Here is a 25,524-nt window from a genome sequence, read left to right as displayed (position 1 = left end):
AAAATGGGCACTAGCAGAGTAGAGGAAAGTTAGGAGACTATCGTGTATGAGAAAAATTGCTTTATATGTGTTTTGTCTGTTATTTTTAGCGGCAGGAATCGGTCACTTCGCAATGGAATCATTTTTCACAGGAATGATGCCCGAGTGGGTACCGTTTAGAAAAGCCGTTGTGTACATATCAGGTCTAATGGAAATAGCATTGGCTATTGGATTGTTCATGAAGCGGACACGCTTTGTTACGGGCTTTTTAATTGCGGTATTTTTAGTTCTTGTATTCCCAGTTAATATATATATGGCCTTTACAGCTGAGAATTATGATGTATCAGCAACGGCATTGTGGCTAAGGCTCCCACTGCAATTTGTGTTAATTTGGTGGGTATTGAAAGTACGAAAGGTCTAAAAATGAAAGAACACACAAAACCAAAAGGAGTTTTGTGTGTTCTTTTTATTGTACTTTCAAATAAGCATTTCGGATCGTTAAATATTGTCCGTCTGTTATATTTATAGACGTTTCACCTTCTACTACATCACTCACGAGAAGATCCATCATATCTTGTCGGCTGTTTTTACTAATCTCATAAAATCCTATGTCGCTTTGATCTTCTACCAACAAAGTATACGTACCAGCGGGGATATCTGTACCCACTTTGTATTGGCCATCCTTATATATTCCATTGGCTGGTTTAATACTAGGCGAGGAGGCTACCGGATACATTTCTCCACCTTTTAATGTAAAGTATTCACCTTGGCGTACTGTTACGTATGTGTGGGAACGTCCGTCCAGTGCAACGTTGAACACAATACTGTCAGGGTTTCCTGATTGATCAGTTGTATTTTCCAAGAGTGTAACGCCATTGGAGAAAACGAGGTATTCACCTGGTTCGATATCAGTTCCTACCTCATAGGTTCCATCTGTTATGGAAGTCATAGTGGACGAGTTCAATTGTTTTTCCGTTTCTGTTGGCTTGGCTGTTGTTGTTGTCGGCTGTGTTGAATTTTCATCGGAAACGGTGTTAGATGGCCCTGTAGCTGGCTTTGTTGTTTGTTCTTTTTTTGATTCGCCCGGTTCTATTACATCGTTTTCGATTTCATTCATTTTAGGCTGTTCCTTATCGTGTTCTTCTGTTCGTTTAGGCTTATCAGATGGTTCTGTTGCTTCATTTTCTATCGGAGTTTCGATTAACGCTGGCTTTTCTATTGTAGTTTCGGGTGTTTCTTTATCGCTCACAATGGCAATGATTAGAGCTAACAGTAATACGGCTGCACCAACTACAGCCCACCACAATTGTTTTTTATTCATCTCGTATGTAACCTCACTTTTTGCATTGTATCTATATAATACATGAAAGTCCTTGACAGAATCTACCTATTAGGTAGATTCATAAGCAGAGTAGTTGATTGTCATTCAGATTACCTATAAATTGATACATAATAAAGTATGCAAAAATGGGGAATAGCTAGTAAGAATGAAATCATGAGGAGGAATTATGATGAAAATTAAAGGGCTTCACCACATGTCAGCAATAACAGCTGATGCGAAGAAAAACCTAGATTTCTATACGAATATTTTAGGTATGCGCTTAGTGAAAAAAACCGTCAATCAAGATTCACCTTCTATGTATCATTTATTTTATGCAGATGAGAAAGGGAATCCTGGAACGGACGTGACGTTTTTCGAAATACCACGTGCCGGAAAAACATATGAGGGAACAAATAGTATATCGGCTACTTCGCTTCGTGTACCAAATGATCAAGCGTTGGAATATTGGAAATCCAGATTTGAAGAATTTCACGTGCTGTATGAAGATATACGAGAGCAAGCGGGAAGATTAGTTCTGCCATTTCAAGACTTTGAAGGCCAAAGACTAATACTGATTTCAGATGAACACAATACAGGCGTAGCTGGTGGCGTTCCATGGAGTCAAAGTACAATTCCATCAGAATATGGCATCATTGGATTAGGGCCTTCACGTTTTACTGTGCAAAACGTGGAGGAAACGACTGCACTTCTTACAAACATTTTAGGATTTAAAGAAAAAGATCGTTACGCCTCGGAAACGAAAGGGCAGCCCGATATCATAATCTATGAAACGGGTGAAGGGGGAACGGGAGCTGAAATTCATCTAGAACATCGTGCGGATCTTCCTAAAGAACGTCCGGGAAGAGGTAGTGTTCATCATATTGCATTACGTGTTGAAGATGAAGAGGAATTAAATGAGTTTATTCATAAGTTAAATGACAATGGGATTCCCAATTCACAATATGTTGATAGATATTATTTTCATTCAGTCTATTTAAAAGATCCGAATGGTTTAACTATTGAAATAGCAACAGATGGACCAGGATTTGGTACCGATGAGGAGTTAGAGCATTTAGGAGAAAGCTTGGCATTGCCACCATTCCTCGAACATCGTCGTGAAGAAATCGAAAGTCGTTTGGAACCTTTGTGAAAAAGTGAAAGTGAATCTCTCATCTAAATAGGTGGGAGATTTTTTATATGCTATTATTTACTATATGGTGTATATATTGAAGAATATAATTGCAATAATAATATTATGTAAAGTAAAATACGGGTATTAAAATTGGAAGGGGTCTACTACCTGTAATGACGACATACAAATTCCGAGAACATCTACCCTCAATTTCAATTCCTGATTTGGAAGAAACAAGGTGAAAACTACTTGAAGCGATAGAACCTTTGGTCAGCAATAAAGAATTTAAAGAGGCAAAAAAAGTCGTTCAACAGTTTTTTTGGAAGAAGGCGGAGATGCACAAAAGATTCAAGAAAAGCTACAGAATTGGCAAGTTGATATTGCGGGTAGTTGGCTAAAACCTTTTTTGGATGATTTGTATCTAACATCTCGTAAGCCTTTACATATAGGTAGTAATTTCAATATTCCACTTGATAATTAGCAATATCCAGTTTGTACAATAGCTGAGTTAGCTAGCAAAGTGAGCCGATCCGTGGTGCAGTTTTATCATGCGATCATTGATGAAAAAGCCTACTCTGAAATGTTGCGGGAAATACCGCTAGACATGAGCCAATATCCTAACTTCTTCCGCTCAGTTCGAATTCCTACACATCAACGGGATGGTCACTGCGTTGCTGAATTTTCTAAAGTAGACAATCATATTAGCTTTTTAACTAATGGCAATATCTACACGATACCTGTAACGGATGAAGAAGGTTTGATGTATTCCAGTGGGGCATTGTCAAAAGTGATTGAAGAAATTTTTTCATTGAATGAACCAGCAGGACCTAATGTCAGGATTTTCACTACTACAAGTAGAAATAAAGCAGCGGATATTTAACAACGACTTGCAGTCACTCAAGTGAATACCGAATGTTTACATAGCATTGCAGATTCATTGGTTGTTATATCAATAGATGAAGACAGTACAAATTCTAATGAAGCGGTATCCATGCGTTTGTTTAATGAAGGAAGAACCGAATGCATACGCTCTTCAAATACAGAAAATCTAGTACTGGCGAAAGCGATAATGGAGGAACAACAAGAGCCCCTTTAGTCTATCGTTTAATGCAAAAATCAGGTTCTGTTCATACCGCCCGTTTAAAAGAAGCACAAAAAGGATTTGGAGTGGAAAGGCATCTGTTTGGATTACAGAAAATATTAGCGTTATATCAAGAAGAGCTTGAGATGGGACTATTACCTGTACTATTTACTGATCCCAGCTATTTGAAGATGCGTCATGATTTTATTTCTACTAGAAATATGACTCATCCACAAGTTTAAAACTGTACGTTTGCACCAGTAGTGGAAGATGGCAATGGAATTTTTCACGTCTTACTGAAGGATTAACTAATTGTGAATTTTTCTAGCTATAGCCGTGATGAACAAGATGCTAAGCTTCTTGCGGGAAACTTTGAAGATGCATTGAAAGAACTACGTGATATTGCATTAACTATCATGAAAACATCCATAATGGAGAGTGAATTAATGAAAACTTTAGAAGTATATTTAGCTGAATATTTTAATGGGATTGAATTAGCACCTGCTCTATTTTATGAAACAAATAAAGCTATTCGCTTTGAAATTTCAGAATCTATTGGATTTGATGAGCCAGATTTCTTAAAACAAGCATTTTATCGGTCCATTACATTATTCGAAGCGGTGTTTGGGGAAGATGATGAAATCATGATGGTCACTGATGTCCATACAAATAATCATTTTCTACGCGAAAGACCGTTGAATGTCTATTCCAAGTTTATAAAACGAAAAGAATTATTATATACTTTGCGATTTTCTACGATTCCTAATCCTCATGATGATGATGAGGAGGAAGAACTTCAAACACATCGATTTATGCTTACTTGTAAGAAACAGGATATTCGGTATATGCAGTTACTGAAAGCGATTTGTCATGAAGATTTCTCTGATTCAACTACGATTTTAAAACGAAATCCTGAAAGCGGTTATGATATATTCTTCATCAACCTATCCAAAAATATTATTTATCATCTATACGATGATCGAGGATGTGATATCATAGCGGCTGACAGAGAATCTATTAGATTTCTTTATGAACAATACTCTGACTGGATTCTTGATTATGATAAGCAGGAAGTGGATCAAGACTTTGCGTAGATAGGTAGAGGTTTTATGTATGGAATGTATTCAGTCGAATGTCTATTCAGGTCAGTTGTAGCAACGGTTGTTTGTACGAAAGTGTATGGTTGCTATGTATCTCTGAAAAGGAACTAACTGCTGTTGAAGTCGTGTTTTATTTTATGAGAAAAGAAATCAGCAATTGGGCGGAATTAATGGTATACTAGGCAAGTATAATTTACAAGCGAGTAGGTGAAAGACATGATAGAAGTAAAACTTTCTCCAATTGGCGAAGGGGAATTCAATAGAGGAGTATTCGCGAAATGCGATATTAAAAAAGGGCAGTTGTTACACGAAGCGCCTGTTATCTCCTATCCAAATGAACAACATCAACATATTGAAAAAACTGTTCTAGCTGACTATGCTTTCGAGTATGGAGAAAATCATACCGCTGTCCTTCTTGGCTACGGAATGTTATTCAATCATTCTTATGAACCGAATGCGACGTATGATATTAATTTCGATCACCATACATTTGATTTCTTTGCCTATAGAGATATCAAAGCTGGAGAAGAGATTTTGATTAACTATAATGGCGATGTGGATGATGATGAGCAATTATGGTTTAATGAAGATTACGATGGTACGGCTAACGATTAATAAGCATGAGAACACTTTGAATCAGCAGATGAATCGAAGTGTTACTCATTTCTATCATGTCCTAGTAGCTCAGCTGGATAGAGCAACGCCCTCCTAAGGCGTAGGTCGGGGGTTCGAATCCCTTCTGGGACGTTATTTGGTTACTTTTTACTGAAACCGAACACTTTGATATTAAATAAATCCATGAAATTGATTACTAGAATGGACCCTTAAATTGACTTAACAAATACTAGGTCTAAAAAAAATACTTGCCATTGTTAGAGTAATAAACATGAACACATATCTCAGCAGATCCACCAAACCTTCTAAAATATTGCGATAGTCAACCTCATCTAGTAAAAATATTTTCTAAAAGTGGAGATTTGATAGGAAATCACACTTTATAACCACCTTAAGCATTAACAGAATATATAACCTATTTTCACGCTTTACCATTTCAAATCCTCAAAAGGCAATTACTCAATTTAGAATAATCGCCTTTCCATTTCTTATACTTTGTCTGCGCAGACACATTTATTATTTTACCTTCTTAATCTCATTGCATTTACCAGAAAAATCTAAAGCGTCTGCGATTACATCTTCTACATTGACATCTGAACTCATTTCTACAATTAAAGTCACGGTTACAGTGGTCTTTATTATCATGATGATTAAAGTCACGGTTACAGTGGTGTTTATTATCATGATCATTAAAGTCACGATCACAGTGGTGCCTATTATCGTGATTTGATCTTACTTCTCGACATTTACAAACCAATTCCACCCGATTTCCCCGTCTATTGTTTTTAGAACACATATCTTTCACCTCCATTTCACTTTTAATGCCGGCCGACCTTATAATCAATATATGAAAAGGCTAGTAAGATGATTGGACAAATACTCTAGTTCGAATAAAAGACTAAGTTTGAATTTAAATAAACAAGTATTCCTGTAGGCGCTGTATTCACGACGCTTCAAGCACATTTTGTCCCAGTAGCTCAGCTGGATAGAGCAACGCCTTCCTAAGGCGTAGGTCTGGGATTCGAATCCCTTTAGAACGTACGAATAAGAAGCGTAAACCGCATTTAAAAATCCTTCTAACGTAATAAAGTTAGAAGGATTTTCATCATCAATTTTAGACATAAATGATATCTCAACAATAGTATCCTGTGTGTTTACAGTGTAAGAGGGGGAAGTAAAGTCTTGCTAAATAAAAGCTGAACGTTTACTATGGTAATTATATCTTTGTATTCTGAACATACCAACTGGTTAGTACATAAAGATGAGCTTTATGTATAAAGGGGAGTATGAACAATTGAGTGATAGTAGTTTTTATGTGATGAAGGAACCTAGCAAACTATAGAAAAGAGGAAATAGACATGTCTGTTCTTGAATTGTTTAATTTAAAAGGTAAAACAGCGTTAGTTACAGGAGGTGGCAGAGGGCTTGGGGCTCAAATAGCAAGAGGTTTTGCGGAAGCTGGAGCGAATGTTGTAGTCTGTTCGCGCAAAGTGGAATCGTGTATTGAGATGAGTCAAGAGTTAGAAAATCTAGGTGTGAGATCAATAGGCTTGGCTTGTGACGTGGCAAATGAAGAAGATGTGAAAAGAGTAGTTGAAGAGACGGTAAGAGAATTTGGCACCATTGATATTCTGGTGAATAATAGCGGTGCCACATGGGGAGCGCCTACAATAGATATGCCGATAGAAGCTTTTCAGAAGGTGCTTAACGTCAACGCAACGGGAACATTTATTATGAGCAGAGAAGTGGGAAAGGTCATGATCAAGCAAAATAGCGGAAAAATCATAAATATTGCTTCTGTTGCAGGACTTGGAGGAACACATCCAGATTTCATGGATACGATTGGTTACAATACTAGCAAAGGTGCAGTCATTGTATTGACTAAAGATTTAGCAGCAAAATGGGGACGACATAATATTAATGTAAATGCCATTGCTCCAGGATTCTTCCCTACGAAAATGTCGAATGTTACAATCGAAAATGGTCGTGATTACATTTTAAATGGAACACCGTTAAATAGATTAGGTAACGAAGATGACTTAAAAGGTGTAGCTGTTTTTTTAGCGTCAAAAGCATCTGATTACATGACTGGAGACGTATTAGTGGTAGATGGCGGCATGAGTAGCCAAATCTAGTCAAAGGACAGCGAGATAAAACATCACACCTATTTCTAATAAAGGAGAGAATATACATGTCTAATAAAAAACAGCTCTACCAAGGTGCTGCTTTTCTATATCGTCCATCACGACCAGATGAAGTATTTACTCCAGAGGAATTTACTGACGAACACCATATGATTGCGAATACAGCCAAAAACTTCATAAAAAAAGAAGTACATCCACGAAATTCAGAGATTGAAAAGCAAGATTTTACTCTTGTGAAGTCTTTGTTAACTAAGGCAGGAAATCTCGGATTATTAGCACACAGTATACCTGAAAAATATGGCGGGCTAGGTCTTGATAAAATTACTAAAGGGCTCGTCGGTGAGCATTTGGGCTCTGCCGGGGGATATAGTGTGGCGCATTCCAATCATACGTGTATAGCCACGCTACCTATCACATATTTCGGAACGCAATGGCAAAAGGAATACTACTTACCGAAACTTGCATCTGGCGACTTTATTGGTGCTTACTGTTTAACTGAGCCAACTTCAGGTTCTGATGCATTATCGGCGAAAACTACAGCGAAATTAAATAAAGAAGGTACGCATTATATTTTGAACGGTTCAAAGTTGTATATTACAAATGCTGCCTTTTCTAATACATTTATTGTCTATGCAAAAGTAGACGGTAAGGCGTTTACTGCTTTTATTGTAGAGAAAGATTTCCCAGGGATTTCTCTTGGGCCAGAAGAGCAGAAAATGGGAATTAAAGGTTCATCAACGACTGCGGTGTATTTTGAAAACTGTGAAGTTCCTGTACGTAATCTGTTGGGAGAAGTAGGAAAAGGTCACCATATTGCGTTGAACGTACTTAATTTAGGGCGTTTTAATTTAGGTTCTGCAACAATGGGAGCTTCAAAGTTCAGTATGAAGCTAGCAATTGATTATACAAAAGAGCGCAAGCAATTCGGAAAACTTATCGCTGAATTTACTGCTACAAAAGAAAAGATAGCGGATATGACGACGCGGATCTATGCTGCAGAATCGCTCCAGTACAGAACGGCTTCTCTTTTAGAAGATGCACTTGGTGATTTGGAGCATTCAGAAGATCATCGTTTAATTGCTAAACGGATGATGGAGTATGCTGTAGAATGTGCGATTTGTAAAGTTTATGGATCCGAAACGCTAGATCAAGTAGCCGACGAATCACTGCAACTTCATGGTGGTTATGGCTATATCAAAGACTATGCAATTGAACAAGTGTACCGGGATTCTCGTATTAACCGAATCTTTGAAGGAACGAATGAGATTAATCGGTTGCTCATTCCCATGTCCTTACTAAATCATACTTCTAAAGGAATGGTACCACTTCTAGAATTAGTGAAGGAAGCGAGTAAAGCACTGGGTCAGCTAACAATTCTGCAAAGCACTGAACTTTCAAGAGAACAAGAAGCAGTCACATTAGTAAGAAATATTTTCTTAGTATGTATTGGGCTCGCGTATCAGAAGCATGAAGAACAAATTGTGAACGAACAGGAAGCTCTCATGGAACTTGCTAATATAGCAATTGATCTTTATGCAATGGAATCGGCTGTCTTACGAACAATGAAAGCGATAGAGTCTTCAAATAACAAGTCTGCTTCGCTAAAAATTAAACTAACAGAAGCACTTGTTACGGATACGTTACTACGTGTAGAAATGAATGCGAGAAGACTACTTTCCAGTGTTGCTTCGGGGGATACAAAAAAATACATTTTGAGCAATGTATTCGATAGATGTAGTGAATTATCGGTTGAAAATACAGTAGAAACAAAGCGTGAAATTGCTGACGCAATGAATCAAGCAGAAAACTATATTTCATAAAGGGGCAGATGATATGAAAGCGATTCAATTAGAGCAGTATGGTGGACCGGAAGTACTTCAACTTGTGAAAATTGATAAACCAGTTGTAGGAAATCGTGATGTATTGGTAGAAATTAAAGCTATTGGTGTGAACTATGCAGATGTTGCACGTCGTGAAGGTAAGTATGTTGTACCGACACCACTTCCATTTATTCCTGGTGCTGAAGTCGCAGGGATTATTACGGAAGTCGGGAAAGACGTAAAGCGTTTTAAGCCAGGTATGCGAGTTGTATCGCTCATTGAATCGGCCGGTTATAGCGAATATGCAACGATACCTGAAATGACGCTTGCACCGATTCCAGATGGTGTGGAATATACCGACGCAGTTGCGCTGCCCCTTCAAGGTCAAACGGCTTATCATATATTAAAGACAATGGGGCGATTACAAAAAGGTGAGACAGTTCTTGTTCATGCAGCGGCAGGGGGTGTAGGGGCGATTGCAGTGCAATTAGCAAAATTATTTGGTGCTGGCAAAGTTATTGCAACAGCGAGTAGTGAGGAAAAGCTAGCACATGCAAAAGAGATGGGGGCAGATCATCTAGTTAACTACACAGAAGAAGGCTGGGAATCGAAGGTCCGAGAATTGACTGATGGTAAAGGTGTAGATGTGGCGCTTGAAATGGTCGGTGGAGATGTGTTCAGAAAAACACTGAAATGTCTTGCACCATTTGGACGTATGGTAGTCTTTGGTGCGGCAAGCGGAGAACGGTCTCCAATGGATGCTGGAGAATTGATGCAACGAAATCAATCAGTTGTTGGTTTTTTCTTGCCTCAAATCATGAAAAACTATGAAGTTTATCAGAATAGCTTTAAAGAACTATTAGAATATGTACAAAACGGAGATTTACAATTAACAATAGGTGGTACATTTGATTTGGAAGAGGCAGCAGAAGCCCAGAGACAATTGCAGGGTAGGAAGACGATGGGGAAATTAGTATTGACAACGTAATAAAACATAAAGTTATAGTGTACTATCATTTAATGAATAGCATCATTTGTGATTATAAGAAATGTTTCATATGATTCGACAACTAAATGGAAAAGGCTTAGTAAAAGTGAAATTCCTTTTACCATATAAATAGTGTAACGTAAAAATAAGCTGTTCTAGTCGTTTGAAAGACTGGAACAGCTTATTTTTGTATGGATGTATTTCGTTTAGTATGGCTGGTCTTGACTATATTCTTGATCTTCCGCATATTCTACGTCTTGTTCTCTTCCATCATCGAGTGATTCATCCTCTAATGATAAAAACTCTCGTAATGCTTGTTTATTCTGTTCTAGGTTAATCTCAAGAACAGCACCAACGTCTGTGCGCAAGTCGCCAAATGATCCTTCTACCGGAATACGTAGGGATTCCATTTCGTTATTCTTTCCACCAGTCAACATACCTTTAGCAATTGTAAAGATAGTTTTACTGTCGATGTTCGTATCAATATATGGATCAATAACGCCCATTAATTTCGGTATATTGACGAGTGTCTGTAAACTCATCGCTTCATCTTTCAGTTTACCTAGAGCTTCTTGCTGACGTTCTACGCGACCGTAATCACTATGGATATCGTGGCGGAATCTTACATAACCAAGTAATTGATCCCCGTTCAATTTTTGTTGACCAGGATAGAGCGTTAAACCTAGCCCGTGTGACATTTCATATGGAATATCGACTTCAATTCCGTCAGGCGCGATAACATCGACGATTTTTGAGAAACCTTCGAAATTAACAATCGCGTAATATTGCACATCCACATCGAAATTATGCTTAATCGTTTGTCGCACTAATTCAGGTCCTCCGAGTGCATAAGCGGCATTGATCTTTTCCATTCCGTGACCTGGAATATCGACGTATGTATCACGCATAAGAGAGATTAACTTCACTTGGTTTGTTGTCTGATCGTAGTGACCAATCATCAAAGCGTCTGAACGAGTGTCATCTTCGTCGCCCCTTGCGTCATCACCAATTAACAATACGTTAATTTCGCCAAATTGTGATTCGCCACCTTCAAAGTCGTCAAAAGCGGAATTGTTTTCGGAAAATGTATTGCTACTATCGCTGAGTTCTGTATGTATTTCATTTGTTTTGCCGCCGTTCGCAAAGGATAAGCCGTTTGAATATTGCGCAGCGACATATCCTCCACCCGCTAAAAGTAGCAAAGTGAATACCATGAATATTAACCGTTTATATTTTCTCTTAAGTTTTTTCTTGCGACGCTTTTCAGTCACTCTGTTTTCCATTAATGTCACACCTACTCATCTAATTATGAATTCTTTGTTAGTACGCTTGAAGCAATTTGGACCGCGATCGCATCATCCAGATACCCGACCGCAAAAATGTAGTCCGGGATGACATCCACAGGAATGATAAAGTATAATAATGCGCTGCCGATAATGGCTAGATCACGCTTTGCAACATCTTGCATTTTAAACCGTGTAAATAATTCTTTCATTTGATCAACGAATGGACCTACTCCGCCTGTCAGTTTTAACTTCTTATCGAAATCATGTAAAATTCTTTTTCTACCTTCAGTAGTCTGAACATACGCTTCATAACTTGCAAGCTGAAGTTCTACCTTTTCAATGGAAATATCTGCAGATAGAAGTTCTGATGTTTCGACTAGTTGTTGAATCGTATCATCATAAGCAGAATGCATCGTGTTTTTATGATCAACTGGATAGCCTGCCGCCTGAAGTAAATCGGCTAATGGTATTTCCAAAATGATCGCAAATTTCTCCAGGTGATCTAGTGTTGCTTTGCGTTTGTCGTTGATGATCCTAGAGATAGTTGAAGTATCAATATCTGTGAGTTCGCTTAGTTTGCGCATGGACAATGAACGTTCTTCTAAAACATCACGCAATAATTGCCCGATAGACAGACCAAGACTACCTTCTGACATGACACTACCCCTCCATTTCTACGACAACGGTAAAAATATATACTTCTTTAAAAGAATAAATGGTTGTTGGCAAATTGTCAACAGTTAAAGGCAAGGATCATTATTTGTCGAAAAACGTATGGATTTGGTCGTATCAATTTTTTTAAAAGTCTCAATCGATAGGTTTTAGAGTGTCCTCAATTTATAATAGGAGTATAAATGAAAAAAGAGAGGATTACTCATGATTGGGCAACAGGTATTTGAAACGTAACCCATCATTTTTACTACTTTCTTTGATCTTTTATTGTTTAAAAGGAAATAACTGAATTACTACTTTGCGAAAATAGGTCAAACTAGTGGGATGTTGATCATCATCATTATTAATAATTTTAACTGGTTTACAACACGATTTCCACAATAAGAGGAGGAACTACCATGTTGAAAAAAATCGTTATGTTGTTGGCCGTCGTTGTAGTTCTAGGTGCTTGTTCGTCTGCTGGAACGGATAGTGACGCAAATAGTATTGCTTTGCAGGATCTTAATGGAAAAACCGTCAGTCTTGCAGATTATAAAGGCGAAAAAGTGTATGTAAAGTTCTGGGCTTCTTGGTGTCCGATCTGTTTGGCAGGTCTAGATGAAGTCAATACGCTTGCTAAAGAATCCACGGATTTTGAAGTGCTTACTGTCGTAGCCCCTGGTTTTAATAATGAAAAGCCACACGATGAATTTGTCAAATGGTTCAAAGGTGTTCAACATGTCGACGCTTTGCCGGTATTATTAAATGATGGTGGCAGTCTCGTGCAAGAATTCAATGTTAAAGGATATCCAACGTCGGCTTTTATTGATACAAAAGGGAAATTGGTCCGCTCACAACCAGGCCACTTATCAAATGATCAAATTATCGATGCCATGTCACAAATTAATTAATGAAGGGAGCTCACTATTATGAAGTTAAAATTCATACTCGGTTTACTCGGTATTTTACTGCTTGCAGGGTGTGGCTTAAGTAATCCGGAGTCATCATCCAGCCTTGATTCACTGACTGCTTCTTCAGGGTCCAAGTATCCCGCCAATCCCAATGAAGATGTAGAATTTGACGAAGAAAATCTACAGGACATCTATTTGGCTGGTGGTTGTTTCTGGGGAGTGGAAGCATATATGGAAAGAGTATATGGCGTATATGATGTGACTTCCGGCTTTGCAAATGGTACAACGGAAAATCCAACATATAATCAAGTAATAACAGGAAAGACCGGCCACACAGAAACAGTTCATGTTCAATACGATCCAGCACATACGGATCTGAAAACCATTGTGGAACATTTTTTCATGATTGTGGATCCTACATCTTTGAATAAACAAGGAAATGACCGTGGTACACAGTATCGTTCGGGCATTTATTACACTAAACCAGAAGATCAAGCTGTTATTGACGAAGTCGTTGCTATTGAGCAGGAACGTTATGATGCAGATATCGTGACGGAAGTAGAACCGTTGACGAGCTATACATTAGCTGAAGAATATCACCAGGATTACCTGGAGAAAAATCCAGACGGCTATTGCCATGTTGAATTCGATACGCTCGAAGATCAGGAAATTCCCTCTGTAATCGATCCAGCAGACTATCCTAAGCCAAGCGATAAAGAATTGAAAGAAAAGTTGACGAAAGCTCAGTATCAAGTGACACAGGACAATAATACAGAAGCAGCATTCTCGAATGAATACTGGGATACGTTTGAAGACGGCATCTATATAGACGTGGCAACAGGTGAACCGTTATTCTCAAGTGCCGATAAATATGACTCACAGTGCGGTTGGCCAAGTTTTACGCAACCAATCGTTCCGGAAGTAATGACGGAACATATAGATAAAAGTTTCAATATGGTACGAACTGAAGTCAGAAGTCGTGCAGGAGATAGCCATCTTGGCCATATTTTCGAAGACGGGCCAAAAGATCGTGGCGGGTTACGATATTGTATTAACAGCGCATCAATCGATTTCGTACCGCTAGAAGAAATGGAAGCTACAGGTTACGGCTATCTAACAAGTTACGTTAAATAAAATACACGGTATATAATAGAAGGAAAGGGGGCTCACCTTGGCTACCTTTCCTTTTTACATGTCGAGGTGAACTGCAGGTCGTGACAGTTTCTGCGGATGATTGGATTTGGTTGTCCAATTAGCATGTAGTACAACAAAAGAAGGTATTCATACCATTGAAGAGCATGTTAAACTCTATTACGGTGAGGAATACAAGCTGCAGTAAATTCTGCTTCTTAATTAGGAACGACTGTAACGATTTTCTCGATAATCCAGTGAAATGAATTTCATTCGTCAGGTAAGAAGACTGATTTTACAGGCTGTATTCGCATATAACTAATGTAAAAGAGGGGAAGGGATTCAATGCAAGAAATGGTAGCGAAGTGCAGATCGGAAGTAGAAGGTATTTATAATAAATTCGATGCGAGCCATGATCTCGACCATATAGATCGTGTAATGAAAAATGCTGAGAAAATTTTAGCGACTGAGCCGGGTGCTGATGAATTAGTCGTTCGTTTAGCAGTGCTGTTGCATGATGTGGAAGATGCGAAATATAAAGAGATGCATGAAGCAACTACGGTGGAGCTTCTTGAAAAAATAGGTGTGACACAACAGATCACAGAAAACGTGATATCTGCGATTGAAAGTGTATCATTCAGTGGCGGCAACGCAAAAGATATTACCTCCATTGAAGGCGCTATTGTCAGAGATGCTGACCGTTTGGATGCTATTGGCGCGGTAGGCATTGCGCGTGCATTTGCGTTTGGTGGAGCGCGTGGCAGGAAACTTTACGATCAGCAAGAAGAAGCTCGAAAGGATATGTCTGTATCAGAATACCGTAAAAAAGAAACGGCTACGGTTACACATTTTCACGAGAAGTTATTATTGCTAAGAGAATTGATGGTCACGAAAGAAGGCACACGTTTGGCGAAAGAAAGACATGACTTCATGGAAGTTTTTTTACATCAACTAAGTAAAGAAATCGATTGAAAATTAGATTGCTAATTCTGAACTCGATAGGATAGAATGAAGTAACTAGCAATCATAGTCTATCCGATAGAGAAAAAGGTGACGTCTTGGACAGAAATAATCGATTATTCATCATTACACTCGTTGTCATCGCCTTATTTACATTAGGTGGATTCGCAGTACAAAAAGGATTCATCACTTTCTAATAGCAAAACAAATATTCAGAGCTCTTCGGTCGTAATGGATCGGGAGCTTTTTTATTTGGATTAATTAGTTAGATTTTAAACAAAACCCAGATATCAACAAGAGATATCTGGGTTTTCGATAGTTATTGTATAAGAATCTTTAATTCATCTGTAGTTAGACCCATATCTTTTAATGTTCTGCCAATCTTAAAATAGTCTGTATTATTATAAGCGGAGGCTATATGGATACAAGACTCTACAATAGGTACACGAATACCGACTGCTTGTGCTAATTCGAAGCAGGGAACGAGTAAGTAAGGTACATCTTCGGTTACATAACGGTTTTTAGAGCTATTTGGTGCGCTATTGATTTTACCATGTGTTGTAGAGTCACGATTGAAATCGTATACTGATTCATAATTTGAATCATACAGAGCATTCATTGCTTGTAATTCAGTCTTCAATGAAAATCCAAGAGCTGCTCCAACAGCAAGCCGTTCTTGATCCATTTTCGCTGCCGCATTCGCAGTAGCTGGACTACAGCAGTCTCGATAATAGTTAAAATCTCCGTTAAAGTTTTCAAGTAGTCCCATATTTAACGTTGTCAATAATGGATGACCACCAAAGTTGATGTTTTCCAACCCTGCTACTAATGGGTTATCTAGAAAATATACTGGAACTGGAAGGGATTCTGTAATCAGTTGCTTCACTTCATCAGTCGCATTTTCTGACGGAAAAATGCTGACAGATAAAAACTCTTTTAAGCCCATGATAGTTAAAACACCAGGTTCAACAATGCGCGTTGCCCATGGAATACTGATTCCATCCACAAACGTAATATCTTTATTTTTTTGATTGGATTCATTTTTCATGCGATTTAAGACTAGTCCGCCGTAGTTTCCAGGCATTAAGAAAATAACTTGCCCATTTTGTAAGTGAGGAAGCATTTGTTCAAATAAAAGTTCTTGTGCGAATGAAGGGCAAATCATTACAATCAATTCCGCAAACTCCATCGCTTTCTTAATATCAGTTGTCGCATGCGTGATTTCCTCGAAACCTGGAAACATCATCTCGGCTCCATGATCTTCTGGTAGTGCTTTGATCCCGCCTTGTTTATTTACCGCATTGATCTGTGTATCGAATTGAGGGGAATCGTATAGACAAATACTGTGTCCGAGTTTTGATAAATGATAAGCTGCGGTTAAGCCGCCGTTACCTGCACCAATAATTGAAATTTTATTCATATAAAATCCTCCTATAATTTATATAATAGACAAAGTGACTAATACAACAGTGGTAATTAATATAATCCCGAGCACGAATGGAATAATGTGTTTAAGCCAGCGTTCGTACGGAATGTTAGCCAATGTCAAAGCGCCAACTAAAACGGCTTGTGTCGGAGAGAACAAATTCATTGTCTCTGCACCAGTTTGCATGGCAGTTACAATATAGGCCCGGTCAACTCCTGCGAAGTCCGCGAGAGGGGCCAGTATAGGAATTGTCGCTGTGGCTAATCCAGATGAAGATGGAATCAGGAACGCGAGCGGTATATACAAGAGATAAGCAAGCGGTGCAATAATAGAGCTACTGACATTTGCCAATAGATGTTCACCGAAATTCAGGATAGTCCCAATGATCATTCCGTTTGTCATAATGACAGAAATACCTTTTGCCACTGCAAGAATGAGTGCAACACTGATCAAATCTTTTGCTCCATTAAGGAACAATCTAACTATTTCATCTTCTTTATATGAATACATCTTTCCGATAATAATGGAACCAAGGAAGAATAAAACTGTTAATTCTCCAAAACCCCATTCCCCAAGTGGACTAATATGTCCCACTACCACACCGAGTATAGGTGTTTTTTGTATGGTGTCATGCAAAGTATTGAATAATGAAATCCCAAACTTATCCTGCCAGGGGATTAGAGCAACAACCATAATGAGGAAGAAGCTGCTGAATACTGCGAGTACCGCTTTTCTTCTTCCCGTAAGGTCCGCTACATCATTCGGATCGATTTTCTTAAAAGGCTCTTCTACTTTATTTTTGATATCAAAGACAATTGATTTTTCGGGATACATCTTCACTTTTGCCGCATACCGCATAACAAAGGTAATGCCAAAAGCGAGGAACAATGAGAAAAGTAATAAACGGTGAAAAATTCCGTCCCCTATAGAAATGCCTGCTAGGTTGGATGCGATCCCAACAGAAAATGGATTTGTGATTCCACCCGCCACACCAATTCCGGCACCTAAGAAAATTACCATGACGGCTGTAACGACATCGTAACCGGCTAATAGAAGAATCGGGACTACAATGGGATAGAATGCAATCGTTTCTTCCGCCATCCCATACGTAGCACCACCGATGGCACAGATAGTCATTAAAATAGGAATCATTAATTTTTCGCGCCCTTTTAATGAAAACACTACTTTAGATAAACCTGCATCGATTGCTTTCGTTTCAAATACGATACCTAAACATCCACCCAGAACAAGAACGAAAATAATAATATCGATTGCATCAAAGAACCCGTTGATCGGAGCGGAGAATATGTCCCACAAACCTTGGGGATTCGATTCGACTTGTTCATATGTACCGACAATGGGTGTTCCATCTTCATTGTAAGAATATTCTCCAGCGGGTATGATAAACGTCAGGAATGCAATCCCTACTGTAATAATGAGCAATGTAGTAAAGGCCGTCGGCAATTTGAACTTCTTCTTTTCCATAGGAAACCTCCATGTATCTTATTTTTTGTATGCGCTTACTTTTAAAGTGCATCAAGTTAACTATTTCTTATGATAGAGAGGGAATGTGTCTACATTTTCATGAAAATGTATTCGTTTATGTTTGGAATGTGTTTGATTGTGTCACGGATTAGAACGGCTCTACATTCGTATAGAAGGATTGTATACTTTAAGTACTACATATAATGAGGGAAGTGAGCGAGATGAAAACGATTTGTCTTGTTGAAGATGAACAGGATCTACTTCAGGTACTTTCAATTTATTTAGAGAAAAATGGCTGGAATGTGGTGAAATGCGGTGATCTACACGAAGCTTTTGTTCAACTACATGTCCAGATAGATTGTTGGGTAGTAGATATCATGCTCCCGGATGGTAGTGGATTTGAATTGTTGAAAGAGATTAAAAAGCTCGAGATTAATACCCCAGTCATTTTGATTTCTGCAAGAGGTGAAAGTATAGATCGGGTTATTGGTTTTGAAATTGGGTGTGATGACTACATTACGAAACCTTTTTTGCCGGCGGAATTAGTTCTTCGCGTAAAGAAAATCCTACAAGTTACAGCTATGCAAAATCCTACTGATTTCAAAGTAGTAGGTCCTTATAAAATAGACAAGAATCGAAGGTTAATTTTAATGGACGATCAAGAGTTAGATGTGACGAGTCGGGAATTTGATATTATACAATTCTTTATAAAACATAATCGAGCCGCAATCCCTAGGGAGTTATTGTTGCAACAAATTTGGGGGGAGGATTATTTTGGTAGTGAACGAGTTGTCGATAATTACATCAAAAGAATCCGTCAGAAAATGCCGCTATTTCATATAGAAACTATCTATGGTTTTGGATATAGGTGCAATGTATGAAAAAACGTCAGACATGGCTTGCGTCGAAAATCACTATTTTAATGGCTGTTTTCATTACGCTTATGAGTATTGCAAGTGTCGCAATCGTTTACTTTTGGTCGTACTATTATTTCGGGAAGATATTTGAAGATCGTATTATTGATGAATATACGTATGAAAAGAACGACGAACGAGGCGTCTATAATGAGTGGATTTTAGGTGTAACAGCGCATAGTATCGATATAGTTGAAGCTATTCATGGTCAGCCCACGGCGAAGTATATCATGGATCATGCGGTTGAGCAGATGGAGGAAAGCGAAGTGTACCGTGAAAAAGTTGATGGTAAATACTTGTTATACAAAATCGATTTGGATTATGAAAATGGTGAAAAAGTATATAAGTATTCTGTTGTTAAAGATATTTACCGTGAAATTCTACCTAAAATGTTATTGTGGTTTTTGGCTATTACCGCATTCATCTTTATTCTGTCTGTACTACTCACACGAATGATCACGAACAAGCTCTATTATAATATTCATGAATTGAAGCGGTATATTATGCAGACTGACACGCAAAACTGGGACACAGAACTGGTATTGGAAACAGAAGATGCCGATATTCAAGAATTGGCTTCATCATTTTCCTCTATGAAATACAATCTAAAAAAGAAGGATTTGGCACAGCAGTCTATGTTGAGGTATATTTCCCATGAACTAAAGACCCCGATTATGATTATATCCAGTTATGCCGAGTCTGCAAGAGACGGAATTTATCCGAAGGGAACTATAGACGAAACACTAGAAACCATTACCAAGCAAACGGCTAGGATTGAAAATAGAGTAGAGGATTTATTATTCATTGCGAAGTCAAATGCTGAGGACTTTCAGAACGGTCAAGATATCCAGCTTGTTCAATTGGATGAACTGATTGAACAGGTCGCCCAAGATCTAAACGTATATGCATCCGGCTTAACGGTCGACTTGCAACTTGCTAAGCAGTTGACAGTGATTGGTTATCAGCATGAAATAGAAATTCTAATCGAAAATATGCTGAACAACCAAATGAAATATGCAAAATCTCTACTGTTGATCCGTTGTGTAAAGGAAGATGGTAAAGCTGTGCTTTATTTTCATAACGATGGACAAGCTATTGACTCTTCGCTTAAAGATGAACTATTTACTCCGTTTACAAAAGGCAAGACCGGAGCGCATGGTCTAGGCCTCTCAATTGTTAAAGAGATTGCAGAGAAGCATCAAGGATCGATCGAGTTGTTAAGGCAGTCAAGTGGAGTCACATTTAAAATTATTATAAGAAATTGCATATGAAGTTGTAGAAAAGAGCTGATGGTTTATGTACAGCTCTTTTATGCATTGCTTTTTCTGTCTACCTCGCCCAGCAAATCATCAATCTGTCTCTGCATTTTAATAAATTTATCTTCTTCGATTTCCTCATCTACTAATGCAAGATAAGCCGCTAGCGTCGTAATCGCTTGGCCGAATAAGCCGATAGATTCACCGAGCAGTGCTAATTTCGCGATTTGTTTTTCGCTTTCACGCATAGGAAACCCTCCATAGCCGTTTTCTTTAAGTTATGATGAAGTCTTTATTCTCGTTCAAGTGTGTGAACAAATAAAAAAGAGGTCTAACTAGGTTCGAGTGTGGCATAGACATGATAATACTGTAAAAAGGAGAGTGTTCTATATGTATAAAGAACAGGAAACACGGATGATTACTGTATTTGGTGAAGGGGCAGTGAAGGTTGCGCCTACTACGGTTCATATTGTATTATCTGTCACATCAAGAGGGACGGAACTCGAGGAGATTCAGCAAGAAAATGCTAGACGTATGAATCAAGTGGTACAGTCACTTCAAAAAGCGGGAATTGCGGAATCATCTATTCAAACAATTGATTTTCAAATTCGTCCAGTCTATGAATATGTTAATGGGGAACAGCGCTTTCAAGGTTATGAAGTGATTAATTCCATCCGCATTACAAGTAACGAACTTTCACGAACAGGTGAACTTGTCGATCTTGCGGTCAAAAACGGTGCGAATCAAATCGGCTCAATTGAATTCACGATGCCTGATCAAGATGAACAATATCAGCAAGCATTGGTACTAGCCTTGCAAGATGCAGAAACGAAAATGATTACGATTGGAACTTCTTTGAAATTACAGAATCGACCTATTCCTTTGAAGATTGAAGAACAGCATACATCCCAACCGGTAGCATTCCGAGCAATGGCTTTAGCAGATACCAGCAGAACACCAATTGAGTCTGGAACGATTACAATCAGCGCAAGTTTGCAAGTGAAGTATCAAATCGTCTAATTGTTATAGTTAAGTATATCAATTGGTAGTCGGCTACTATGATGAAAAGGCTATCAGTGCGGGTTATACGAAAATAAGAAGGGTTCTATGTATAAACATACCCAATTCATCATTGAAACGGATTGAGTAGCAGGTTGCCATACTGATGGGAAAAACTTGGAGAAACTATTGTACGGCCAGACATTTGCGAAGTGGATCAACCGTAGTGGTATGTAGTGAATAAATCGATAGTGTAATTGCTTAATGTCATTCTTAGCGTCAAGGTGGAATCGGTTTAGAGTGCTGTGCTATAGTGAAAGTAACAAAGCAGGCAGGTGAGTACAGTGCAAAAGAAGCGCAGACAAGTCATTAGAAAAGGGAATGTGGTCGTCTTTCCTGGAACACTTGAACGTCTTCATCGAGAAGGTAGACAGGCAATGGAGCGTGATCTTCATGAAGAAGCAGTTCAGAATTTCGAATCTGTATTGGAAATTGACCCCGAAGATTACACAGTTTTCGATGGTCTTGCCATTTCTTTATATGAAATGAAAGAGTATGGACGAGCGAAAGAATTCGCCCTTTTAGCTATGCAAAACCAAGCAGGCGATTACATAGAATTGCTGGAGCTTTATCTTTCAATTTCAATCCAACTACAACAATACGATGAGGTAGAGCTGACGATACAAGGTTTATTAGAGAAAGAAATCATTCCTGAACATAGCTTGCAGAAGTTTCAATACTTGCGGGAATTGAACAGTCGATTATCCGATCGTTATGAAGAACCTTCTATAGAGGAGCCTTCTATTACAAGCGAGCAATTTCATCAGATGGGATCGATGGAGCAACAGGAATTCTTATTATCGTTACAACATCAGAGATTACAGCCGTATATTCCGTTGCTGGTAGATGTAATTGAAACAGAGGATATGTTACCAGTAGTCAAGACGTATGCATTGATGTTATTGCAACAAACGGGATATCAAGAGTCTTTAGCTGTTCGAAAATATCACTTTGAGACTGAAGCCAATCCATCGAGACTCGTGTCACCTGAAGAAGATCAATTTATCGGGGAAGTACAGTTTCTTGCGAAAGCACAATTCGAGAAAGATCCAACAGCTAGTGAACTGGTTGTTAACCTGATTCTTAAGTACAGTGTCTTGCTGTTTCCGTTCCACTGGGGACCTTATACAGCGGAAGAGGTGGCGGGCGCTTACGTCGCATATACAAAACAGTTATTGTATGGCAAGGAGACAGAGGAATCGTCATTGCTGTCGTTCATACGTTCGGTGGATGAAGAAATGGAAAGCTGACAGTGATTAATTCTTGAAAGATGAATAGACTATGTTATACTAAAATGGTTGTCAACTGCTTATCTGTCATCAGCAACGTTGTCGCTTCTTACAGGCGAAACAAAATGAGCTGATTCAGGTAAAGCCTTCAAAGAGTGTCGAAGATTTTTTAGGATGTACAGAAAAAATTCAGATACAATCATGCGAAGGTATAATTGATTAAAATAAAAATAAAAGTATTGCAAATGATTTGGAGGTCATACATATGACAGTTAAATGGGAAAAATTAGAAGGTAGCGAAGGGAAACTTACGTTTGAAGTTTCTGTAGATCGTTTCAACGAAGCGTTGGATGAAGCGTTCAAAAAAGTAGTAAAGAAAGTACAGGCACCAGGTTTCCGTAAAGGGAAAATGCCACGCAAAATGTTCAATAAAATGTACGGTGAAGAATCACTTTACAACGATGCTATCGATATCGTACTACCTGGAGCATACTCTGCTGCAGTAGATGAAGCAGACGTAGATCCAATCGCTGCTCCTGAAATCGACATCGAAAAGCTGGAAAAAGGCGAACCAGTTGTCTTCACTGCAATCGTAGCGCTTAAGCCTGAAGTAAAGCTTGGAGAATACAAAGGTCTTGAAGTAACTCGTCAAGCAGTTGAAGTAACAGACGAAGAGGTAGACGCACAACTTGAACAACGTGCTGAAGCACTAGCAGAAATGGTAGTCAAAGAAGACGGCGTTGTTGAAAATGGCGATACAGCTACAATCGATTTCGAAGGATTCGCTGATGGCGAAGCATTCGAAGGTGGACAGTCGGATAACTATGAACTTGAAGTAGGTTCTGGTTCATTTATTCCAGGATTTGAAGAGCAAGTAGTGGGCATGAAAACAGGAGAAGAAAAAGAAGTTGAAATCACTTTCCCTGAAGAATATCACGCTGCTGAATTAGCTGGAAAGCCTGCTACATTCAAAGTGAAAGTTAATGAAATCAAGTCTAAAGAAGTTCCAGAACTTGATGATGAGTTAGCAAAAGAAATCGACGAGAGTGTATCTTCAGTAGAAGAGCTACGCACGAAGTTGAAAGAAGAAGCTGAAGAAGTGAAAAAGAATGATTCTGAAACAGCTCTTCGTGACGATTTAGTAGAACAAGCTGCAAGTAACGCTGAAATGGAAATTCCACAAGCGATGATCGATTCAGAAACGGATCGTATGATGCAGGACTTCGAACAACGTCTACAAATGCAAGGCATGAACTTGGATCTTTACTTCCAGTTCTCTGGTCAAGACGAGCAAACACTTCGCGACCAAATGAAAGACGATGCACTAAGCCGCGTACGTGTTTCATTAACACTTGAAGCAATTGGTGCTGCTGAAGAAGTAGAAGTTCCTGAAGAAGAAGTAAATGCTGAACTTGAAAAAATGTCAGAGCAATTCGGTATGGACGTTGAGCAAATCAAGACGACTCTTGGTGGCACATCTGTACTTGAGAACGATCTTCGTTTCAACAAAACAGTACAACTACTTGTTGACAGTGCAAAAATCATCGACTAATCTTTTTATATGAAAGTAACAAGGTACGGTTTGTCCGTACCTTGTTTTTCTTAAATAACAGAACTTCATGTATAGACTTTCGGAAACTCCATAAGCTAGAACATAAATAATGATACATATCCGGCTGGTTGTTATCGGTCATTAAGTTCTAAATAGTTGATTAAGTCATGGTAATCTTGTAGTATATTCACTTGAATAGGGGTGAGCATAATGTTCAAATTTAATGATGAAAACGATAACCTGAGCTGTTCTTTTTGCGGGAAATCTCAAGAACAAGTCCGCAAATTAGTAGCAGGTCAAGGTGTTTATATTTGTGATGAATGCGTTGAACTTTGTGCGGAAATCGTGGAAGAGGAAGTCGGTCTTGAAGAAGGCTTCGAGCTAAAAGACGTTCCAAAACCAAGAGAAATCCAAGGTATCCTCGATGATTATATCATCGGGCAAGATCGCGCAAAGAAATCACTCGCAGTAGCGGTATACAATCATTACAAACGGGTAAATTCAGGCAGTAAAATTGATGAAGTCGAGCTGGCTAAATCCAATATCGTCTTAATCGGCCCAACTGGTAGCGGTAAAACATTACTCGCGCAAACGTTGGCTCGTATTTTGGATGTACCATTCGCGATTGCAGATGCGACTTCATTAACTGAAGCGGGCTACGTTGGGGAAGACGTAGAGAATATTCTCTTGAAATTGATTCAAGCAGCGGACTTCGATATCGATAAAGCTGAAAAGGGTATCATTTACATTGATGAAATCGACAAAGTGGCTCGTAAATCTGAGAACGCGTCGATTACTCGTGATGTATCCGGTGAAGGTGTGCAACAAGCCTTGCTGAAAATTCTTGAAGGAACGGTTGCGAGCGTACCACCACAAGGCGGTCGTAAGCATCCTCATCAAGAGTTCCTGCAAATCGATACAACGAATATCTTATTCGTTGTAGGTGGAGCATTTGACGGCATCGAAGATATCGTTAAACGCCGTATCGGACGTAAAGTCATCGGTTTCGGTTCTGAATCCAAGCAAGAAATCAATGAAGAAGAGAGCTTATTGTCTAAGTTGATTCCTGAGGATCTTCAGTCATACGGTTTAATTCCAGAATTCATCGGTCGTTTGCCGGTTATCGCAACACTCGATACATTAGATGCAGATACATTGTATCAAATTCTAACTGAGCCGAAAAATGCGATCGTCAAACAATACCAGAAGATGGTTGAACTGGATGATGTAGAACTTCAATTTGAAGATGATGCATTGATTGAAATCGCGAAAGAAGCGATTGCTCGTAAGACGGGTGCACGTGGACTTCGTTCGATTATCGAAAACATCATGTTGGATGTAATGTACGATCTTCCTTCACTTGAAGAAGTGAAAAAGTGTATCATTACGAAGGACTCTGTTCTTGGTAAGTCTACTCCGATCTTGTATAGAGAAGACGGATCTGTATACGAATCAGATAACGAAAAAAATACCGCATAACGCCG

25 protein-coding genes, 2 tRNA genes and 1 pseudogene are annotated in these 25,524 nt (G+C 38.7%); 22 read left to right on the top strand and 6 right to left on the bottom strand.

Translation table 11 applies throughout. The annotated features are described in order from the left end of the window. The first annotated feature begins 46 nt into the window (after nucleotides 1–46). Complete coding sequence (locus CSV72_RS04775) at nucleotides 47–400, top strand: DoxX family protein (RefSeq protein ID WP_099632919.1); 354 nt, start codon at nucleotides 47–49, stop codon at nucleotides 398–400. 45 nt (nucleotides 401–445) lie between these two features. Here CSV72_RS04775 and CSV72_RS04770 read toward each other — a convergent pair whose 3' ends face one another. Further along, nucleotides 446–1,300: an Rv1352/Rv1906c domain-containing protein gene (locus CSV72_RS04770; RefSeq protein WP_099677362.1), complete on the bottom strand. Its 855-nt coding sequence runs from the start codon at nucleotides 1,298–1,300 to the stop codon at nucleotides 446–448. Nucleotides 1,301–1,490: 190 nt separating this feature from the next. Between CSV72_RS04770 and CSV72_RS04765 the strand changes: the two genes are divergently transcribed. The 12 genes and pseudogenes from CSV72_RS04765 to CSV72_RS04715 all read left to right on the top strand — a co-directional run bounded on the left by CSV72_RS04765 (nucleotide 1,491) and on the right by CSV72_RS04715 (nucleotide 10,180). Next, on the top strand, nucleotides 1,491–2,450 hold the full coding sequence (locus CSV72_RS04765; protein WP_099677361.1) for a ring-cleaving dioxygenase: 960 nt from the start codon (nucleotides 1,491–1,493) through the stop codon (nucleotides 2,448–2,450). 301 nt (nucleotides 2,451–2,751) lie between these two features. Next, nucleotides 2,752–3,312: pseudogene (locus CSV72_RS17010) on the top strand (choline/carnitine O-acyltransferase). Nucleotides 3,313–3,423: 111 nt separating this feature from the next. Further along, the gene (locus CSV72_RS17265; protein ID WP_369802881.1) at nucleotides 3,424–3,528 is read left to right on the top strand and encodes a hypothetical protein; all 105 of its coding nucleotides are present in this window, start codon (nucleotides 3,424–3,426) and stop codon (nucleotides 3,526–3,528) included. A gap of 11 nt (nucleotides 3,529–3,539) precedes the next feature. Continuing rightward, the gene (locus CSV72_RS04755) at nucleotides 3,540–3,755 is read left to right on the top strand and encodes a choline/carnitine O-acyltransferase (protein ID WP_158232153.1); all 216 of its coding nucleotides are present in this window, start codon (nucleotides 3,540–3,542) and stop codon (nucleotides 3,753–3,755) included. A 72-nt stretch (nucleotides 3,756–3,827) separates the two neighbouring features. Beyond that, the gene (locus CSV72_RS04750; RefSeq protein WP_233191078.1) at nucleotides 3,828–4,607 is read left to right on the top strand and encodes a DUF3885 domain-containing protein; all 780 of its coding nucleotides are present in this window, start codon (nucleotides 3,828–3,830) and stop codon (nucleotides 4,605–4,607) included. A 222-nt stretch (nucleotides 4,608–4,829) separates the two neighbouring features. After that, nucleotides 4,830–5,228, top strand: coding sequence for an SET domain-containing protein (locus CSV72_RS04745; RefSeq protein WP_099677358.1), 399 nt, complete (start codon nucleotides 4,830–4,832; stop codon nucleotides 5,226–5,228). Between the two features lie 58 nt (nucleotides 5,229–5,286). Then, nucleotides 5,287–5,360: transfer RNA gene (locus CSV72_RS04740), tRNA-Arg, on the top strand. A 406-nt stretch (nucleotides 5,361–5,766) separates the two neighbouring features. Continuing rightward, a complete protein-coding gene (locus CSV72_RS04735; RefSeq protein WP_099677357.1) occupies nucleotides 5,767–5,958 on the top strand; it encodes a hypothetical protein in 192 nt (63 codons plus the stop codon). A 242-nt stretch (nucleotides 5,959–6,200) separates the two neighbouring features. Beyond that, nucleotides 6,201–6,265: transfer RNA gene (locus CSV72_RS04730), tRNA-Arg, on the top strand. A gap of 321 nt (nucleotides 6,266–6,586) precedes the next feature. Further along, a complete protein-coding gene (locus tag CSV72_RS04725) occupies nucleotides 6,587–7,363 on the top strand; it encodes an SDR family oxidoreductase (protein ID WP_099677356.1) in 777 nt (258 codons plus the stop codon). A gap of 56 nt (nucleotides 7,364–7,419) precedes the next feature. Continuing rightward, a complete protein-coding gene (locus tag CSV72_RS04720; protein WP_099677355.1) occupies nucleotides 7,420–9,192 on the top strand; it encodes an acyl-CoA dehydrogenase family protein in 1,773 nt (590 codons plus the stop codon). A 13-nt stretch (nucleotides 9,193–9,205) separates the two neighbouring features. Next, a complete protein-coding gene (locus tag CSV72_RS04715; protein WP_099677354.1) occupies nucleotides 9,206–10,180 on the top strand; it encodes a quinone oxidoreductase family protein in 975 nt (324 codons plus the stop codon). Nucleotides 10,181–10,386: 206 nt separating this feature from the next. Here the strand turns inward: CSV72_RS04715 and CSV72_RS04710 are convergent, their stop codons facing one another. Both CSV72_RS04710 and CSV72_RS04705 read right to left on the bottom strand, forming a co-directional pair. Beyond that, nucleotides 10,387–11,463 (bottom strand): LCP family protein, encoded by a 1,077-nt coding sequence (locus tag CSV72_RS04710; protein ID WP_099677353.1) that lies wholly within the window; start codon nucleotides 11,461–11,463, stop codon nucleotides 10,387–10,389. Nucleotides 11,464–11,486: 23 nt separating this feature from the next. Beyond that, nucleotides 11,487–12,122 (bottom strand): DUF1232 domain-containing protein, encoded by a 636-nt coding sequence (locus CSV72_RS04705; protein WP_099677352.1) that lies wholly within the window; start codon nucleotides 12,120–12,122, stop codon nucleotides 11,487–11,489. Between the two features lie 414 nt (nucleotides 12,123–12,536). Here CSV72_RS04705 and CSV72_RS04700 point away from each other — a divergent pair, with 414 nt between their 5' ends. From CSV72_RS04700 to CSV72_RS04690, 3 genes are all read left to right on the top strand, one after another. Continuing rightward, nucleotides 12,537–13,028, top strand: coding sequence for a redoxin family protein (locus tag CSV72_RS04700; protein WP_099677351.1), 492 nt, complete (start codon nucleotides 12,537–12,539; stop codon nucleotides 13,026–13,028). Nucleotides 13,029–13,046: 18 nt separating this feature from the next. Next, complete coding sequence (gene msrB / locus CSV72_RS04695) at nucleotides 13,047–14,162, top strand: peptide-methionine (R)-S-oxide reductase MsrB (RefSeq protein ID WP_099677350.1); 1,116 nt, start codon at nucleotides 13,047–13,049, stop codon at nucleotides 14,160–14,162. Nucleotides 14,163–14,504: 342 nt separating this feature from the next. After that, entirely contained in the window at nucleotides 14,505–15,131 is a 627-nt protein-coding gene (locus tag CSV72_RS04690) for an HD domain-containing protein (protein ID WP_099677349.1), read from the top strand. Between the two features lie 307 nt (nucleotides 15,132–15,438). Here the strand turns inward: CSV72_RS04690 and CSV72_RS04685 are convergent, their stop codons facing one another. Together CSV72_RS04685 and CSV72_RS04680 are read right to left on the bottom strand one after the other, a co-directional pair. Then, nucleotides 15,439–16,539, bottom strand: a complete 1,101-nt coding sequence (locus CSV72_RS04685; RefSeq protein ID WP_099677348.1) for an NAD/NADP-dependent octopine/nopaline dehydrogenase family protein — start codon at nucleotides 16,537–16,539, stop codon at nucleotides 15,439–15,441. 18 nt (nucleotides 16,540–16,557) lie between these two features. After that, nucleotides 16,558–18,030, bottom strand: coding sequence for a YfcC family protein (locus CSV72_RS04680; RefSeq protein WP_099677347.1), 1,473 nt, complete (start codon nucleotides 18,028–18,030; stop codon nucleotides 16,558–16,560). Between the two features lie 221 nt (nucleotides 18,031–18,251). Between CSV72_RS04680 and CSV72_RS04675 the strand changes: the two genes are divergently transcribed. Together CSV72_RS04675 and CSV72_RS04670 are read left to right on the top strand one after the other, a co-directional pair. After that, the gene (locus tag CSV72_RS04675; RefSeq protein ID WP_233191090.1) at nucleotides 18,252–18,911 is read left to right on the top strand and encodes a response regulator transcription factor; all 660 of its coding nucleotides are present in this window, start codon (nucleotides 18,252–18,254) and stop codon (nucleotides 18,909–18,911) included. Next, nucleotides 18,908–20,215: a sensor histidine kinase gene (locus tag CSV72_RS04670; protein WP_099677345.1), complete on the top strand. Its 1,308-nt coding sequence runs from the start codon at nucleotides 18,908–18,910 to the stop codon at nucleotides 20,213–20,215. Before CSV72_RS04675 ends, CSV72_RS04670 begins: the two co-directional genes overlap by 4 nt. A 38-nt stretch (nucleotides 20,216–20,253) precedes the next feature. On the opposite strand, the gene CSV72_RS04665 is transcribed toward CSV72_RS04670, so the two are convergent. Further along, nucleotides 20,254–20,448 carry a hypothetical protein gene (locus CSV72_RS04665; protein ID WP_099677344.1) on the bottom strand — a complete coding sequence of 65 codons (195 nt, stop codon included), beginning with the start codon at nucleotides 20,446–20,448 and terminating at the stop codon, nucleotides 20,254–20,256. Nucleotides 20,449–20,590: 142 nt separating this feature from the next. Here CSV72_RS04665 and CSV72_RS04660 point away from each other — a divergent pair, with 142 nt between their 5' ends. From CSV72_RS04660 to clpX, 4 genes are all read left to right on the top strand, one after another. Continuing rightward, complete coding sequence (locus tag CSV72_RS04660) at nucleotides 20,591–21,220, top strand: SIMPL domain-containing protein (protein ID WP_099677343.1); 630 nt, start codon at nucleotides 20,591–20,593, stop codon at nucleotides 21,218–21,220. Nucleotides 21,221–21,534: 314 nt separating this feature from the next. After that, nucleotides 21,535–22,509 carry a tetratricopeptide repeat protein gene (locus CSV72_RS04655; RefSeq protein ID WP_158232151.1) on the top strand — a complete coding sequence of 325 codons (975 nt, stop codon included), beginning with the start codon at nucleotides 21,535–21,537 and terminating at the stop codon, nucleotides 22,507–22,509. A gap of 244 nt (nucleotides 22,510–22,753) precedes the next feature. Next, nucleotides 22,754–24,040, top strand: coding sequence for a trigger factor (gene tig / locus CSV72_RS04650; protein ID WP_099632944.1), 1,287 nt, complete (start codon nucleotides 22,754–22,756; stop codon nucleotides 24,038–24,040). 210 nt (nucleotides 24,041–24,250) lie between these two features. Further along, nucleotides 24,251–25,519 carry an ATP-dependent protease ATP-binding subunit ClpX gene (gene clpX / locus CSV72_RS04645; RefSeq protein WP_099632945.1) on the top strand — a complete coding sequence of 423 codons (1,269 nt, stop codon included), beginning with the start codon at nucleotides 24,251–24,253 and terminating at the stop codon, nucleotides 25,517–25,519. The last annotated feature ends 5 nt before the right edge of the window (nucleotides 25,520–25,524 follow it).

This window comes from Sporosarcina sp. P20a (genome assembly GCF_002743175.1).
GTDB lineage: Bacteria > Bacillota > Bacilli > Bacillales_A > Planococcaceae > Sporosarcina.
The sequence above is the reverse complement of the archived record's forward strand: the minus strand, read 5'-3'. Positions and strand labels throughout refer to the sequence as shown.

Excerpts from the sequence above, each read along its gene's own strand:
- CSV72_RS04775 (WP_099632919.1), top strand. The coding sequence starts at position 47 with ATGAGAAAAATTGCTTTATATGTGTTTTGTCTGTTATTTTTAGCGGCA.
- CSV72_RS04770 (WP_099677362.1), bottom strand. The coding sequence starts at position 1,300 with ATGAATAAAAAACAATTGTGGTGGGCTGTAGTTGGTGCAGCCGTATTA.
- CSV72_RS04765 (WP_099677361.1), top strand. The coding sequence starts at position 1,491 with ATGAAAATTAAAGGGCTTCACCACATGTCAGCAATAACAGCTGATGCG.
- CSV72_RS17265 (WP_369802881.1), top strand. The coding sequence starts at position 3,424 with ATGCGTTTGTTTAATGAAGGAAGAACCGAATGCATACGCTCTTCAAAT.
- CSV72_RS04755 (WP_158232153.1), top strand. The coding sequence starts at position 3,540 with ATGCAAAAATCAGGTTCTGTTCATACCGCCCGTTTAAAAGAAGCACAA.
- CSV72_RS04745 (WP_099677358.1), top strand. The coding sequence starts at position 4,830 with ATGATAGAAGTAAAACTTTCTCCAATTGGCGAAGGGGAATTCAATAGA.
- CSV72_RS04725 (WP_099677356.1), top strand. The coding sequence starts at position 6,587 with ATGTCTGTTCTTGAATTGTTTAATTTAAAAGGTAAAACAGCGTTAGTT.
- CSV72_RS04720 (WP_099677355.1), top strand. The coding sequence starts at position 7,420 with ATGTCTAATAAAAAACAGCTCTACCAAGGTGCTGCTTTTCTATATCGT.
- CSV72_RS04715 (WP_099677354.1), top strand. The coding sequence starts at position 9,206 with ATGAAAGCGATTCAATTAGAGCAGTATGGTGGACCGGAAGTACTTCAA.
- CSV72_RS04710 (WP_099677353.1), bottom strand. The coding sequence starts at position 11,463 with ATGGAAAACAGAGTGACTGAAAAGCGTCGCAAGAAAAAACTTAAGAGA.
- CSV72_RS04705 (WP_099677352.1), bottom strand. The coding sequence starts at position 12,122 with ATGTCAGAAGGTAGTCTTGGTCTGTCTATCGGGCAATTATTGCGTGAT.
- CSV72_RS04700 (WP_099677351.1), top strand. The coding sequence starts at position 12,537 with ATGTTGAAAAAAATCGTTATGTTGTTGGCCGTCGTTGTAGTTCTAGGT.
- msrB (WP_099677350.1), top strand. The coding sequence starts at position 13,047 with ATGAAGTTAAAATTCATACTCGGTTTACTCGGTATTTTACTGCTTGCA.
- CSV72_RS04690 (WP_099677349.1), top strand. The coding sequence starts at position 14,505 with ATGCAAGAAATGGTAGCGAAGTGCAGATCGGAAGTAGAAGGTATTTAT.
- CSV72_RS04685 (WP_099677348.1), bottom strand. The coding sequence starts at position 16,539 with ATGAATAAAATTTCAATTATTGGTGCAGGTAACGGCGGCTTAACCGCA.
- CSV72_RS04680 (WP_099677347.1), bottom strand. The coding sequence starts at position 18,030 with ATGGAAAAGAAGAAGTTCAAATTGCCGACGGCCTTTACTACATTGCTC.
- CSV72_RS04675 (WP_233191090.1), top strand. The coding sequence starts at position 18,252 with ATGAAAACGATTTGTCTTGTTGAAGATGAACAGGATCTACTTCAGGTA.
- CSV72_RS04670 (WP_099677345.1), top strand. The coding sequence starts at position 18,908 with ATGAAAAAACGTCAGACATGGCTTGCGTCGAAAATCACTATTTTAATG.
- CSV72_RS04665 (WP_099677344.1), bottom strand. The coding sequence starts at position 20,448 with ATGCGTGAAAGCGAAAAACAAATCGCGAAATTAGCACTGCTCGGTGAA.
- CSV72_RS04660 (WP_099677343.1), top strand. The coding sequence starts at position 20,591 with ATGTATAAAGAACAGGAAACACGGATGATTACTGTATTTGGTGAAGGG.
- tig (WP_099632944.1), top strand. The coding sequence starts at position 22,754 with ATGACAGTTAAATGGGAAAAATTAGAAGGTAGCGAAGGGAAACTTACG.
- clpX (WP_099632945.1), top strand. The coding sequence starts at position 24,251 with ATGTTCAAATTTAATGATGAAAACGATAACCTGAGCTGTTCTTTTTGC.